10 protein-coding genes and 1 pseudogene are annotated in these 12308 nt (G+C 71.1%); 9 read left to right on the top strand and 2 right to left on the bottom strand.

Features of this window, described 5'->3' with window-relative positions; translation table 11 throughout:
- The 4 genes from pgsB (at position 1) to KBX63_RS03220 (ending at position 3766) form a co-directional block, all read left to right on the top strand.
- On the top strand, positions 1–1242 hold the full coding sequence (gene pgsB, locus KBX63_RS03235; protein ID WP_210907897.1) for a poly-gamma-glutamate synthase PgsB: 1242 nt from the start codon (positions 1–3) through the stop codon (positions 1240–1242).
- Positions 1239–1727 carry a poly-gamma-glutamate biosynthesis protein PgsC/CapC gene (locus tag KBX63_RS03230; RefSeq protein WP_210907895.1) on the top strand — a complete coding sequence of 163 codons (489 nt, stop codon included), beginning with the start codon at positions 1239–1241 and terminating at the stop codon, positions 1725–1727. The genes pgsB and KBX63_RS03230 overlap by 4 nt, the downstream gene beginning before the upstream one ends.
- Before the next feature lie 36 nt (positions 1728–1763).
- Entirely contained in the window at positions 1764–2819 is a 1056-nt protein-coding gene (locus KBX63_RS03225; protein ID WP_210907894.1) for an NlpC/P60 family protein, read from the top strand.
- Positions 2820–3187: 368 nt separating this feature from the next.
- Positions 3188–3766 carry a C39 family peptidase gene (locus tag KBX63_RS03220; protein ID WP_247661616.1) on the top strand — a complete coding sequence of 193 codons (579 nt, stop codon included), beginning with the start codon at positions 3188–3190 and terminating at the stop codon, positions 3764–3766.
- A gap of 92 nt (positions 3767–3858) precedes the next feature.
- On the opposite strand, the gene KBX63_RS03215 is transcribed toward KBX63_RS03220, so the two are convergent.
- Positions 3859–6492: a discoidin domain-containing protein gene (locus KBX63_RS03215; RefSeq protein WP_210907885.1), complete on the bottom strand. Its 2634-nt coding sequence runs from the start codon at positions 6490–6492 to the stop codon at positions 3859–3861.
- Positions 6493–6769: 277 nt separating this feature from the next.
- Here KBX63_RS03215 and KBX63_RS03210 point away from each other — a divergent pair.
- Together KBX63_RS03210 and KBX63_RS03205 are read left to right on the top strand one after the other, a co-directional pair.
- Positions 6770–7079 (top strand): annotated as a pseudogene (locus KBX63_RS03210) (family 1 glycosylhydrolase); the annotation flags it as partial.
- A 216-nt stretch (positions 7080–7295) separates the two neighbouring features.
- Positions 7296–7967, top strand: a complete 672-nt coding sequence (locus tag KBX63_RS03205; protein ID WP_210907883.1) for a TMEM175 family protein — start codon at positions 7296–7298, stop codon at positions 7965–7967.
- Positions 7968–7996: 29 nt separating this feature from the next.
- Here the strand turns inward: KBX63_RS03205 and KBX63_RS03200 are convergent, their stop codons facing one another.
- Positions 7997–8575: a nucleotidyltransferase family protein gene (locus KBX63_RS03200; RefSeq protein WP_307871591.1), complete on the bottom strand. Its 579-nt coding sequence runs from the start codon at positions 8573–8575 to the stop codon at positions 7997–7999.
- A gap of 72 nt (positions 8576–8647) precedes the next feature.
- Between KBX63_RS03200 and KBX63_RS03195 the strand changes: the two genes are divergently transcribed.
- Genes KBX63_RS03195 through KBX63_RS03185 form a run of 3 tightly spaced genes read left to right on the top strand, consistent with a single transcriptional unit; the run spans position 8648 to position 12287 of the window.
- Positions 8648–9199 carry a 2Fe-2S iron-sulfur cluster-binding protein gene (locus KBX63_RS03195; RefSeq protein WP_374102180.1) on the top strand — a complete coding sequence of 184 codons (552 nt, stop codon included), beginning with the start codon at positions 8648–8650 and terminating at the stop codon, positions 9197–9199.
- Positions 9196–10191 carry a xanthine dehydrogenase family protein subunit M gene (locus KBX63_RS03190; RefSeq protein ID WP_210907881.1) on the top strand — a complete coding sequence of 332 codons (996 nt, stop codon included), beginning with the start codon at positions 9196–9198 and terminating at the stop codon, positions 10189–10191. The genes KBX63_RS03195 and KBX63_RS03190 overlap by 4 nt, the downstream gene beginning before the upstream one ends.
- A complete protein-coding gene (locus KBX63_RS03185) occupies positions 10188–12287 on the top strand; it encodes a xanthine dehydrogenase family protein molybdopterin-binding subunit (RefSeq protein WP_210907867.1) in 2100 nt (699 codons plus the stop codon). Before KBX63_RS03190 ends, KBX63_RS03185 begins: the two co-directional genes overlap by 4 nt.
- The last annotated feature ends 21 nt before the right edge of the window (positions 12288–12308 follow it).

Raw genomic sequence — 12308 nt, 5'->3', positions numbered from 1 at the left:
GTGACATATCTGTATCTCGTTCTCGTTCTCTGCTGTTCGGCCCTGCTCATCGCCGGGGTTGTCGAGCAGCGCAACCACTACCGGAACCTGGACAGGATCCCGAACCGGGTGCTGGTCAACGGCATCCGGGGCAAGAGTTCGATCACCCGGCTCTGCGCCGGTGCCCTGCGCGGCGGCGGCCGGTTGGTGGTGGGAAAGACCACCGGGACCGCCGCTCGGTTCATCTTCCCGGACGCCAGCGAGGAGCCGGTGCACCGCAAGTTCGGCATCGCGAACGTGGCCGAGCAGATCGGCATCGTCCGCCGCGCCGCCATGTACCACCCGGACGTCCTGGTGATGGAGTGCATGGCGGTGATGCCGGCTTTGCAGGAGATCAACCAGAGCAAGCTGATCCGCTCCAACATCGGAGTTCTGTGCAACGTACGTGAGGACCACCTCATGGAGATGGGGCCGACCCTGGACGACGTCGCGCGGTCGCTGAGCAGGTCGATGCCGGAGGGGGGCGTCTGCGTCACCGCCGAACGGGAACGGCTGGCGATCATTCAGGAGGAGGCGGAACGTCGCGACTGCCGCCTCATCTCGGTCGACCCGGAGTCGGTGACCGACCGGGAGATGGAGGGCTTCGGCTGGATCACCTTCAAGGAGAACGTCGCCATCGCGCTGGCCGTCGCCGAGCTGCTGGGCGTCGACCGGCGGAGTGCGCTGAAGGGCATGTGGGAGGCGCCCGCGGACCCGGGTGTGCTCTCCGTGGCGCGGGTCATGCACGGGACGAAGCGGTTCCGGTTCGCCAACATCTTCGCCGCGAACGATCCCGAGTCCACCTTCATGAACATCGAGCAACTGGAAAGCCAGCAGCTCATCACCCGTCCGCTGACGATGGTGATCAACTGCCGACCGGACCGGATCGAACGCAACGGTCAGATGGGCGAGTTGAGCGGTCGGGTACGCCCGGAGAACATCATCCTCATCGGCGAGGTGACGAAGAGCGCGCGCACGTCCGTCCCGGCGGAACTCCAGGACCGGATCATCGATCTCGGCGGCAAACCCGACCCGGCCGGCCTGCTGGAGAGCGTGACGGCGGCGACGCCGAACGACTCGTCGATCGTCGCGGTGGGGAACATCCACGGCCAGGGCGAGGTGCTGGTCCATCAACTGGCGAGCCTGCCGGGCTGGTCCTGCGACGACGGTTCACCGTCGGCTGCCACGCTGCGTGCGCCGAGCGGAGAAAGGATCCAACGATGACCACCTTCGGCGGAGAATTCAGCGCACAGCTCGCCACCGCCAGCCTGGGCATCGGACTGGTGTTCGCGTTGCTGTGCTACCTGACCACCAACCTCTCGCCCGGCGGAATGATCACGCCGGGCTGGGTCGCGTTGACACTGATCGAGGACCAGTTGCAAGCCGTGGTCGTGGTGGGGGCGACGATCCTCACCTACCTCATCGCCAAACTGATACAGCGGGTGGTCATCCTCTACGGAAAGCGGCTCTTCGCGGCGATCGTGCTGGTCAGCGTTCTCCTGCAGCTGACCCTGTTCCTCATCGTCCAGCGTGACCTGCCGCTGCTGTTCGCCCATCAGACACTGGGATTCGTCATCCCGGGGCTCATCGCGTACCAGCTCGTGCGTCAACCGCCACGGGCCACCATCCTGGCGACCGTCGTGGTGACCGCGATCACGTTCGGTATCGCCTTCAGCGGTGTCGTCGCCGGCTTCGTGCCGGTGACGTGAGCGCTCAGAAGCCCCGTCGTGAAGGGAGAAGCGGGCATGAAGTTCCGGAAACACCTCCCCAGGCCGACCGTACTGCTGACCATCGCCGGATTCGTGCTGCTGATCGCCGCGAGCACGTTGACCTACGTGGTGGTACGACCGTCGCCGGCCGACCAGCCGGTGCTGACCCTGGGCGGGGCGAAGGCGTCCGGTGACGAGCAGCCCCGCGGCGCCTCCGGCTACATCTACCAGCGCCTGTCGAAACCGGATCGCACCGAGATCACCGACTCCTCCGGCCAGCCCGTGGCCGTCATGACCGACGGCGCGCGCACCGTGCACCTCTACGGTCCGTCCCGGACGTTCGAGGAACCGCAATACACCGATGCGAAGATCGAGACCGACGTGTGGGTCCGGCTCGCACCGCAGAGCTGGCGCGCGGGCGCCGAGCGGGAGCTGTGGTTCACCGAATGGCTCGCCGCGGCCCGGGCGGACCGCTCACCGGACGTGCTGGCGATCGCGTTCGAGTACGTCACCGGAGCGCCGGTGAAGAGGGACAACCAGGGACAGCAGTATTCCGGTGACGCCTCGTTCGGGCCGCCCGACCCGGAAGATCCCGATGGCCGCGCGGAGCGCTCCGACTTCTACGACTATCTGGGCCTGCCGTGGTCCTTTCCGGACGGCAAGGCCGTAGTGCCCGACCCGAGCCGCGTCCTGGCCCTGGACTGCTCCGGCTACCTGCGGATGGTGTACGGCCATCGACTCAACTATCCCCTTCGAGGCACCAACACACCCGGTGAGGGCCTGCCCCGCCGGGCGTACGCGATGGCACAGTTCGGCCCGGGGGTCCAGTTGATGCCCAATTCCGGCCAGCGTGCCCGGGGGATGGAGCGCCTGCTCCCCGGTGACCTGCTGTTCTTCAACGCCCAGCCGGTGCCCAACGCCCAGATCGACCACTCGGGCATCTACCTGGGTGTCGACGACGGCGGACACCACCGGTTCGTCTCCAGCCGGTCCCAGACGGACGGTCCGACGATGGGCGACCTCTCCGGTGCTCCACTGCTCGACGGGATCGGCTACTGGCCGGACCGGTGGCTCACCGCCCGCCGGCTCTGATCCCACCCGCCGAGTGTCGGTAGGGTCCGCACGGCGGGCAGACCGCGGGTCGATGTGGGCCCCAGGGTGGCCGTCCACCTGGTATGCGTGTGTATCACAGGTGGACGGCCCGCGTGCGTGCCATGGAGGGACATCGGGGCCGATTTCACCGGCGCCGGCGATGCCGGAACCCGAAGTGCGGCTCATCCTCCTCCTATGCGGGCCCGCCAGCAGCGTTATCCGAAAACTGGCTCGGGTAATCGGTAGGCGCAAGGCCGGGAAGCCGATTCGATGGGAGCTTCACGATGAACCCGATTATCCGCAGGAGCGCGCTGTCGATTGCTGGTTTCATGATCGCGAGCGGTTTTGCCGCAGGTCCCGCGGTCGCGATGGAACGGCCGCCGGCCACGGGAGACCCCCCGGTCGCCACGGCGCAGCCGCCGCCCCCGCCGCCAGCGGAGGGTGATGACAAGCAACTGCTCCACTACGACTACCAGCGGCAGAAGACCGAGTACTACTGTGCGCCGGCGGCAACCGCCATCGCCTTGTCCACCCAGGGCAAGTCCGTCAGCCAGCGCGAGGTTGCCAACAAGCTCGGCACCACCACGGATGGCACCGAATCGGTCGACGATACGACCCGGGTGCTCAACGAGATGACCGGTGGCGGGTACGAGACCACGGAGATCGACGGTGTCGAGGCCCAGCCGCAACAGGTCCAGGAGCTGCGTACGGACGTGGTGGAGGCGGTTGACGACAACCGTGCCGTGGTCGCCAACATCACCGGTATCGCGGAGGACACCAACGGCAAGCAGTACTCGTACACGGGTGGGCACTACCTGAGCATCGTCGGTTACGAGGACGGCGGTGACACGCTGAAGATCGCCGACCCGTATGACCGGAGCAAGGACTACTGGATGGACGACGAGGACGTCGCCGACTGGGTCGCCAAGCGCGGCTACTCCAGCTGACGTCGAGCGTTGCACGGCGGCGGGCCGGGTTTCCAAGCGGAAGCCCGGCCCGCGGCTGTTTCGGTCGGTCTGGTCGGGCGCGGTGCGCCCGGTCAGGGATAGGTGGTCAGGTACACCTGCTGGTTGGCCGCGTTCGCGGTGCCACCGGTGTTGTTGATCACCCGGTTGATGGTGCCCACGCCGCCCAGCGAGACGGTGACCATGTTGGTGAACCGCACGTTCGGGTTGGTGGGCGCCTCGATGGCCCGGTCGGCGATGACGGCCGGGTTCACGTTGAAGTAGCAGTAGCTGCCCATCCCCCACGCCTGGTGACTGGTGACCGAGTCGGCCACCTTGTACGCGGGGTACCCGCGGGTCGCGCCGTTCATCCAGGCGCCCTGGTTGGGCGGGTCGTAGGGCATCTCGTTCTGGTAGAAGTACGTCCGCCCGCCGTTGCCGTTCCAGACCGTCTGGTACTTCTGGTAGTGCTCGACGAAGAGGCCGTACGCGGTGACGTTGTCGCCGTTGACAGTGAGTCCGGTGTCGGCGGTGTTCAGCGTCCATCCCGTGGGTACGCCGCTGGCGGCGTGGTCGGCCCGCCACAGCCACATATGATCGCCGATCACGTTGTCGCTGTTGACGGTCAGCGTGTTGGTTGCCTTGCCGACGTGCGGCCCGCCGATGCGGAAGAAGACGTCGTGCAGCGACGTGGGGTTGGCGGCGTGGCTCGCCGCCGAGCCGGCCGGCCCGACCTCCATGAGGACCGGCGAGTTCGTCGTGCCGGCCTCGAACATGATGCCGGCCACCTTTACACCGTCCACGTCGGCGACCCGCATCGCGACGGTGCCGTTGTCGGCCTGGATGGTGGCCAGGCCGAGGCCGAGGACCACCGTGTCGGCCCGGTTGACCTGGATCGGTTCGGTGACACGGTGGACGCCCGGGGTGAAGAGCAGGTGCTTCCCCTGGGCCAGGGCGGCGTTGATGGTTGCCGCGCTGGTGCCCTGCTGGACGATGAAGAACTGCGACAGCGAGATGGACGAGCCAGCGGGGGTCTTGTTGTACCAGCTGGTGCCGGTGGAGTTGTTGCGCAGCGCCGGCACGAACACACGGTACTCGCCGGTGCCGTCGACGTAGACGAACGGCTTCTCCCGTACCTGCGGGGTCTGCGGAATGACGGTGTGCGACGGGTTGGGGAAGTGCGGCGGCGGTGCGCCCGTGACGCCCTGGAAGACCATGTTCCAGACCGAGCCGGTCCAGCCGTTGCCGAACTCGCTGTTGCGCGAGTACCACTGCTGCTGCGAGCCGGAGACGACCAGTCCGTCGATGCGGGTGTCGGCCAGCAGGCCGCCGCTGGACCAGCCGTCGCCGCCGTTCCAGAGCTGGATCTGGTTCTGGGCGCCGCGCAGGTGCATCCGTCGGTACGGCGCGGCCTGCGACACCGCCCAGCGCTCCACGGTCTGCCCGGCCGGCAGGGTGACGGAGAGGTTCTCCGCGGCCCGCCAGAAGTTCTGGGTGGCGTTGCCGCCCATCCAGAACGCCTCGGCGCGGACATGGCCGTTGAGGTTGACGTCGTCCGGGCTCATGCCGAGGCCGGCGACCTGGGTGAAGAAGCCGAGGTTGACGTCGGCCGTGTAGGTGCCGGGCTTGAAGAGCACCGCGTAACGCTGCGGGCCGAACTGGTTGGTCTCCTGCTGGGTGAAGAGGGTGCTGAGTCGACTCTGGATGGTGGCGGTGGGGGTGCTCGGGTCGAAGACGAACGTGTTCGGCCCGAGGTTGGGGTTGCGCGGGTCGGTGGTGTCGACCGGCGGCTCGCTGGTGCCGCCGGTGGTGTTCACCGCCAGCTCCCACAGCGAGTAGCCGTAGCCGGTCCCCCGGGCGGTGCCGTACATCCGCAGGTAGCGGCCGCTGCCGGTGACGGCGAGGGTCTGCGTGCCGCCGGTGCCGGTGGTGGTCGAGTAGATGGTGGTCCACGTGTTGCCGTCGGCCGAGCTCTGGAGTTGGAAGGCCCGGGCGTACGCGGCCTCCCAGCTGAGCACCACCCGGCAGATCGACCGGGTGCTGCCGAGGTCGACGCGCAGCCACTGGGGATCGCTGGCGGCGCTGGCCCAGCGGGTGCCGGCGTTGCCGTCAACGGCGGCGGACGCCGCGAGGCCGGCGTCCTGAGTGGAGGAGGCGGTGGCCGGGCGGCCCTGTGCGGCGTTGATGCCGCCGCAGGTGGGCGTGGTACCCCCGGTCTCGCCGTAGACCTGGAACTCCCAGAGCGAGTAGCCGTAGCCGGTGCCCCGCGCGGTGCCGTACATCCGCACGTACCGGCCGGCGCCGGTGACGGCGAGGGTCTGCGTGCCGCCGGCGCCGGTGGTGGTCGAGTAGATGGTGGTCCAGGCGGCCCCGTCTTCGGAGGTCTGGAGCTGGAAGGCGCGACCGTAGGCCCCCTCCCAGAGCAGGTTCACCTGGCTGATGGTGGCCCGGGCGCCCAGGTCGACCTGGAGCCACTGGGGGTCGCTGAACGCGCTGGCCCACCGGGTGCCGGTGTTGCCGTCGACCGCGGCGGACGCGGGGGTGCCGGCGTTCTCGGTGGACGAGGCGGTGGCCGGGCGGTTCTGAGAGAGCAGGGTGGGTGCGGCCTGCGCGGGTGTCGTGGCGCCGGCCGGCGTGAGCGCCGCGACCAGGGCCACGGCCAGCCCGAGGAGCAGGTGCCGGACGCCACGCCGGGGGCGCGGACGTGCGGATGTAGCGCGAGATGTCATGACATCGCCTGTCGATAGGGGGTTACGGACGCCACGCGGTTGGGATCGGGCTCGCCCCGCGGTGCCGTGGGTGGTGCCGCCGATGCGGCGACGCGGGTCGGAGAGCGCTCTCATAGGAGTGTTGCGGCGACATTGCGACGGCGTCAAGACATCGATCTATAACACTGTCGGGAAACGCCGACGGACCGCCCGGCGGCGCACCCCGAAACCCCGTCCGCAGCCGGCCGTCCGTCGCCCACACCCCTATCGACGACGGAGGCCGGCGGACCCCCACCACGTGGCCTGGCCCCGGGTGATGCCCGACGGCGTCGGCCGGGTCAACGCCGCACTTCTACGACCGGCTGGTGGACACGCTGCTCGCCGACGGCATCCGGCCGTTCGTCACGCTCTACCACTGGGACCTGCCGCAGGCGTTGCAGGACGGGGGCGGTTGGCCGGAGCGCGCCACCGCCGAGGCGCTCGCCGACTACGCGGCTGTGGTCGCCGCCCACCTCGGTGACCGGGTGACCGACTGGAACACCGTCAACGAACCGCTCTGCATGACAAGCGCTTGGGGTTGGTGCACGTGGACTACGCCACCCAGCGCCCGGGCGGTGAAGGCGAGCGGCCTGCGCTACGCCGAGCTGATCCGCGCCCACCAGCGCCTCGCCCACACGACCGGGACCGCGCCGGTGGCCTGAACGGGGGTGGGCGAGACCGGGGCACCCTGGGCGCCGCGCCGATCGGCGCCCAGGGTGTCGGCATGTCCCGCCGGTTCGGGACAAAGCGCCACCCGCGCTCGCCCTGGCGATTAGCCTGCGGCAATGGCCGCAGCAGCCGACGAGATCGAGCAGCCCGACACCGGGCCGCGAATGTCCGAGACGGACCGGTTGACCGCGTTCAGCGACGGCGTCTTCGCCATCGTCATCACGCTGCTGGTCATTGAGCTGCGGGTTCCGGAGTACCACAAGGGTGAGTTGCTGGCCGGGCTGCTCGACGAGGGAGCGTCCTACCTGGCCTTCGTGGTGTCCTTCGTCTACGTCGGGGTCCTCTGGCTCAACCACCACGCGCTGGTCCGGCTGATCCGGGGCACCACCCTCGCACTGAGCTGGATCAACCTCGGCATCCTCTTCGGCGCGGTGATCATTCCATTCCCCACCGCCGTGCTGGCGTCCGCGTTCACCCACGGCGACACCGCCGACCGCCGCGCCGCCGTCGCCCTGTACGCGCTGGCTGCCGCCCTGATGTCGGCCCCCTGGCTGGTGTTCTTCGGTTACCTGCGCCGCCACCCGGCGCTGCTCCAGCGTGAGGTCAGTCCCGAGTACGTGCGGACGCAGCGGCTGCGACCGGTGACCGGCCTGGTTCTCTACGGGCTCAGCGGTCTGCTCGGCTGGTTCGTCAATCCCATGCTGGGCCTGATCGGCGTCATCGTCATGATCATGTATCACGCGTTCACCAGCGAAGGACTGCGCCGCCGGCGGGCCGTGGGTCGCTGACCCCCTGGATGAGGCATCCCCGCGGCCGGTCACGCCCCGGGCAGATCGGCCGGGGTGTCCACGTCGACCGGTGAGCCGGCGTCGTCGCAGGGCACCTCGACCACCAGGTCCGGGCGGGCCCGCAGCAGGTCGCGGGCCCCCCGGTCGCCGACCGCGTACCCGTCCAGCAGCGGCCAGGTCGCCCGGCCCAGCAGCACCGGATGCCCCGGCCGGCCGGCGTAGGTGGCGACCGCCACGGCGGCGCCGGCGGCGTGCGCCCGCCGCACCCGGCCGACCGCGACCGGGCTGATCAGCGGCTGGTCGACGAGAATCACCACGGCCGCCGGCGCGTCGACCGGCAGCGAGGCGAGGCCCCGGCGCAGCGACGATCCCAGCCCCTCCGGCCAGCGGTCGTGGCGCACCGGCACCGCGCCGGGCAGCTCCGGCACCTCGTCCGCGCCCGCTCCGAGCACCACGTGCACCGGCGCGCAGCCCCCGTCCCGCAGCAGCCGGATCCCGCGCCGCACCAGCGGCTCGCCGGCCAGCTCGACCAGCGCCTTGGGCCGGCCGTAGCGCCGGCCGGCGCCGGCGGCCAGCAGCAGCCCGGCGATCACCGGCAGGTCCGGCACCGATCCCACCTTCCGTGCGAGGGTGTATGCGTTGTTCGGCCGTGTATATACCAGTAAAGCTAGTCTGAGCCGGTGCGGGGCGGACCGGAGAGCGAGACAACCACCGACGAGCGGCACTCGTCCCAGGTGGCGTTCGACGTCAACGACGCGCGGCGCGAGCTGACCCTGGACAACCGCACCACCCTGCTGGACGCGCTGCGCGAACGGCTCGGCCTCACCGGGGCGAAGAAGGGCTGCGACCACGGTCAGTGCGGCTCGTGCACGGTGCTGCTGGACGGCAGCCGGGTGAAGAGCTGCCTGGTCTTCGCGGTCACCCTGGACGGCCGGTCGGTGGTCACCGTCGAGGGGCTGGCCGGGCCGGACGAGCTGTCCCCGCTCCAGGCCGCCTTCGTCGCGCACGACGCGTTCCAGTGCGGCTACTGCACCCCCGGACAGCTCTGCTCCGCCCGCGGGATGCTCGACGAGGTCACCCGGGGCTGGCCCAGCGCGGTCACCGACGACCTCACCACCCCGGCCGAGCTGACCGACGCGGAGATCCGCGAGCGGATGGCCGGCAACCTGTGCCGCTGCGCCGCGTACCCGCACATCGTCGCGGCCATTCGCGAGACGGCGACGGCGCGGTGAGACCGTTCCGCTACCACCGGCCGGCCGGCGTGGCCGAGGCGGTCGCCGTGCTGGCCGCCGAGCCGCAGGCGGCGTACCTGGCCGGCGGGACCAACCTGGTCGACCTGATGAAGCTCGGGGTGCAGCGGCCCGACCTGCTGGTGGACGTGACCCGGCTGCCGCTGGACGCCGTCGAGGAGCTGCCCGGCGGCGGGCTGCGGATCGGCGCGACGGTCCGCAACAGCGACCTGGCCGCCCACCCCGTGGTCCGGCGCGACTACCCGGTGCTGGCCCGCGCGCTGCTCGCCGCCGCCTCCGGGCAGCTGCGCAACCTGGCCACCACCGGCGGCAACCTGTTGCAGCGCACCCGCTGCGTCTACTTCCAGGACACCGGCAAGGCCTGCAACAAGCGCGAGCCGGGCAGCGGCTGCGCCGCCCGGCACGGCCAGAACCGCGACCTGGCCGTGCTGGACTGGTCCGACCTCTGCGTGGCGACCCACCCGTCGGACCTGGCGGTCGCGCTCGCCGCGCTGGACGCCGTGGTGGAGGTGCACGAGCCCGACGGTCCCCGGGACGTCCCGCTGGCGGCGCTGCACCGCTCACCCGGCGAGCACCCGGAACGGGAGACCACCCTGGCCCGGGGAGCACTGATCACCGCCGTCCGGCTGCCGCACCTGCCGGCGGCGCGCCGCTCGGCGTACCTCAAGGTGCGCGACCGGGCGTCGTTCGCCTTCGCCGTCGGCTCGGTGGCCGCGGTGCTGGACCTCGACGGCGACGTGGTCCGCGACGTCCGGCTGGCGTACGGAGCGGTGGCGCACCGGCCGTGGCGGGCGTACCGGGCCGAGGAGGAGCTGCGCGGGCGGCCGTTCAGCCCGCAGCTGGCCGCGCGGGCCGCCGACGCCGAGTTGGCCGAGGCCCGACCGTTACGGCACAACGGCTTCAAGCTGCCGCTGACCCGGGCGATCACGGTGCGGGCCCTGACCGAACTGGCCGAGGGAACCCCCGCACCATGACCACCGGCGCGGTTGGGCAGGCGTACCCCCGGTTGGAGGGTCGGGAGAAGGTCACCGGCGCGGCACGGTACGCGGTGGAGTACCCGGTGGACGGGGTCACCTACGGCTGGGCGGTGCCGGCGGCGGTGGTCCGGGGACGGATCACCCGGGTCGACGCGGCGCCGGCGCTCGCGCTGCCCGGCGTGCTCTCCGTGGTGCACCACGGCAACGCGCCCCGACTCGCACCCGGGCCGGAGCCGGACCTGTGGCTGTTGCAGGAGCCCGCGGTGCACTACCGGGGGCAGCTCATCGCGGTGGTGGTGGCCACCAGCCTGGAGGCGGCCCGGGAGGGTGCCCGGCTGGTCCGGATCGACTACGACGCCGGGCCGCACAGCACCGTCCTCACCGCCGACCACCCCGGCCTGTACCGGCCGGACCAGGTCAACCCCAGCTACCCGACGGACACCGCCGAGGGCGACTTCGACGCCGGGTACGCGGCCGCGCCGGTACGGATGGACGCCACGTACCGGACGCCGGCCTACCACAACAACCCGATGGAGCCGCATGCCACCACCGCGCAGTGGCGGGACGGGCGGCTGCTGGTGCACGACTCCAACCAGGGAGCCGCGCCGGTGCAGGCCACCCTCGCCGAGCTGTTCGAGCTGCCCCGGGAGTCGGTCCGGGTGATCACGAAGCACGTCGGCGGCGGGTTCGGCGGCAAGGGGTACGCGAAAGCCGCCGTGGTGCTGGCCGCGCTGGCGGCCCGGCAGGTGGACCGGCCGGTCCGGCTGGCACTGACCCGGCAGCAGGTGTTCGGGCCGGTCGGCTACCGCACCCCCACCATCCAGCGGGTCCGGCTGGCCGCCGACACCGACGGGCGGCTCACCGCGATCTGCCACGACGCGATCAGCCAGACGTCGACGCTCCGGGAGTTCGCCGAGCAGACGGCGGTCTACACCCGCAGCATGTACGCCGCGCCCCACCGACGCACCACGCACCGGCTGGTCCGCCTCGACGTGCCCACGCCGTTCTGGATGCGTGCGCCGGGCGAGTGCCCTGGCGCGTACGCGCTCGAGTCGGCCATGGACGAGCTGGCCACCGTGGTCGGCATCGACCCGGTGGAGCTGCGGATCCGCAACGACCCGGCGGTCGACCCCGAGCTGGGGCGGCCGTTCACCAGCCGCAACCTGGTCGCCTGCCTGCGCGACGGCGCCCGCCGCTTCGGCTGGGCCGAGCGGGATCCCACCCCCCGGGCCCGGCGCGACGGGCGCTGGCTGGTCGGCACCGGCGTGGCCGGCGCGAGCTACCCGGCCCGGTCGCGCGCCGCCGCCGCGACGGCCACCGCGCGCCGCGACGGCGGTTTCCTGGTCCGGATCGACGCCACCGACATCGGCACCGGTGCCCGGACCGCGCTCTGGCAGGTGGCGGCCGACGCGCTGGGGGTGCCTCCGGAGCGGGTGGAGGTCCAGATCGGCGACAGCGACCTGCCGCCGGCCGGGGTGGCTGGCGGCTCGATGGGCACCGCCTCGTGGAGCTGGGCGGTGATCCGGGCGTGTGAGGCGTTGCGGGCGAAGCTCCGGGACACCCCCGGAGGGGGGCCGTCCGACGGCGAGGTGACCGCCGAGGTGAGCACCGCCGACGAGGTACGCGACCAGCCCGCGCTGCCCCGGTACGCGTACGGGGCGCACTTCGCCGAGGTGCGGGTGGACGCGGACACCGGCGAGGTGCGGGTGAACCGGCTGCTCGGGGTGTTCGCCGCCGGGCGGGTGGTGAACCCGACGACCGCGCGCAGCCAGCTCATCGGCGGCATGACGATGGGCCTGTCGATGGCGCTGCACGAGGAGGGCGTGCTCGACGAGCGGTACGGCGACTGGGTCAACCATGACCTGGCCACCTACCACATCACGGGTTGCGCGGACGTGGAGCGGATCGAGGCGCACTGGCTGGACGAGCGGGACGGCGAGCTGAATCCGGCCGGGGTGAAGGGCATCGGCGAGATCGGCATCGTCGGCACCGCGGCGGCGATCACCAACGCGGTGCACCACGCCACCGGCGTACGGATCCGGGACCTGCCGGTCCGGCTCGACAAGCTGATCGGGCTATCAGGTTTGGCTTAAATAAGCTCGTGCTGATATAAA

Source organism: Micromonospora sp. U21, assembly GCF_018070045.1.
Classification (GTDB): Bacteria; Actinomycetota; Actinomycetes; order Mycobacteriales; family Micromonosporaceae; genus Micromonospora.
Note: the sequence above shows the minus strand (reverse complement) of the source record. Positions and strands in the feature narration are given on the sequence as shown.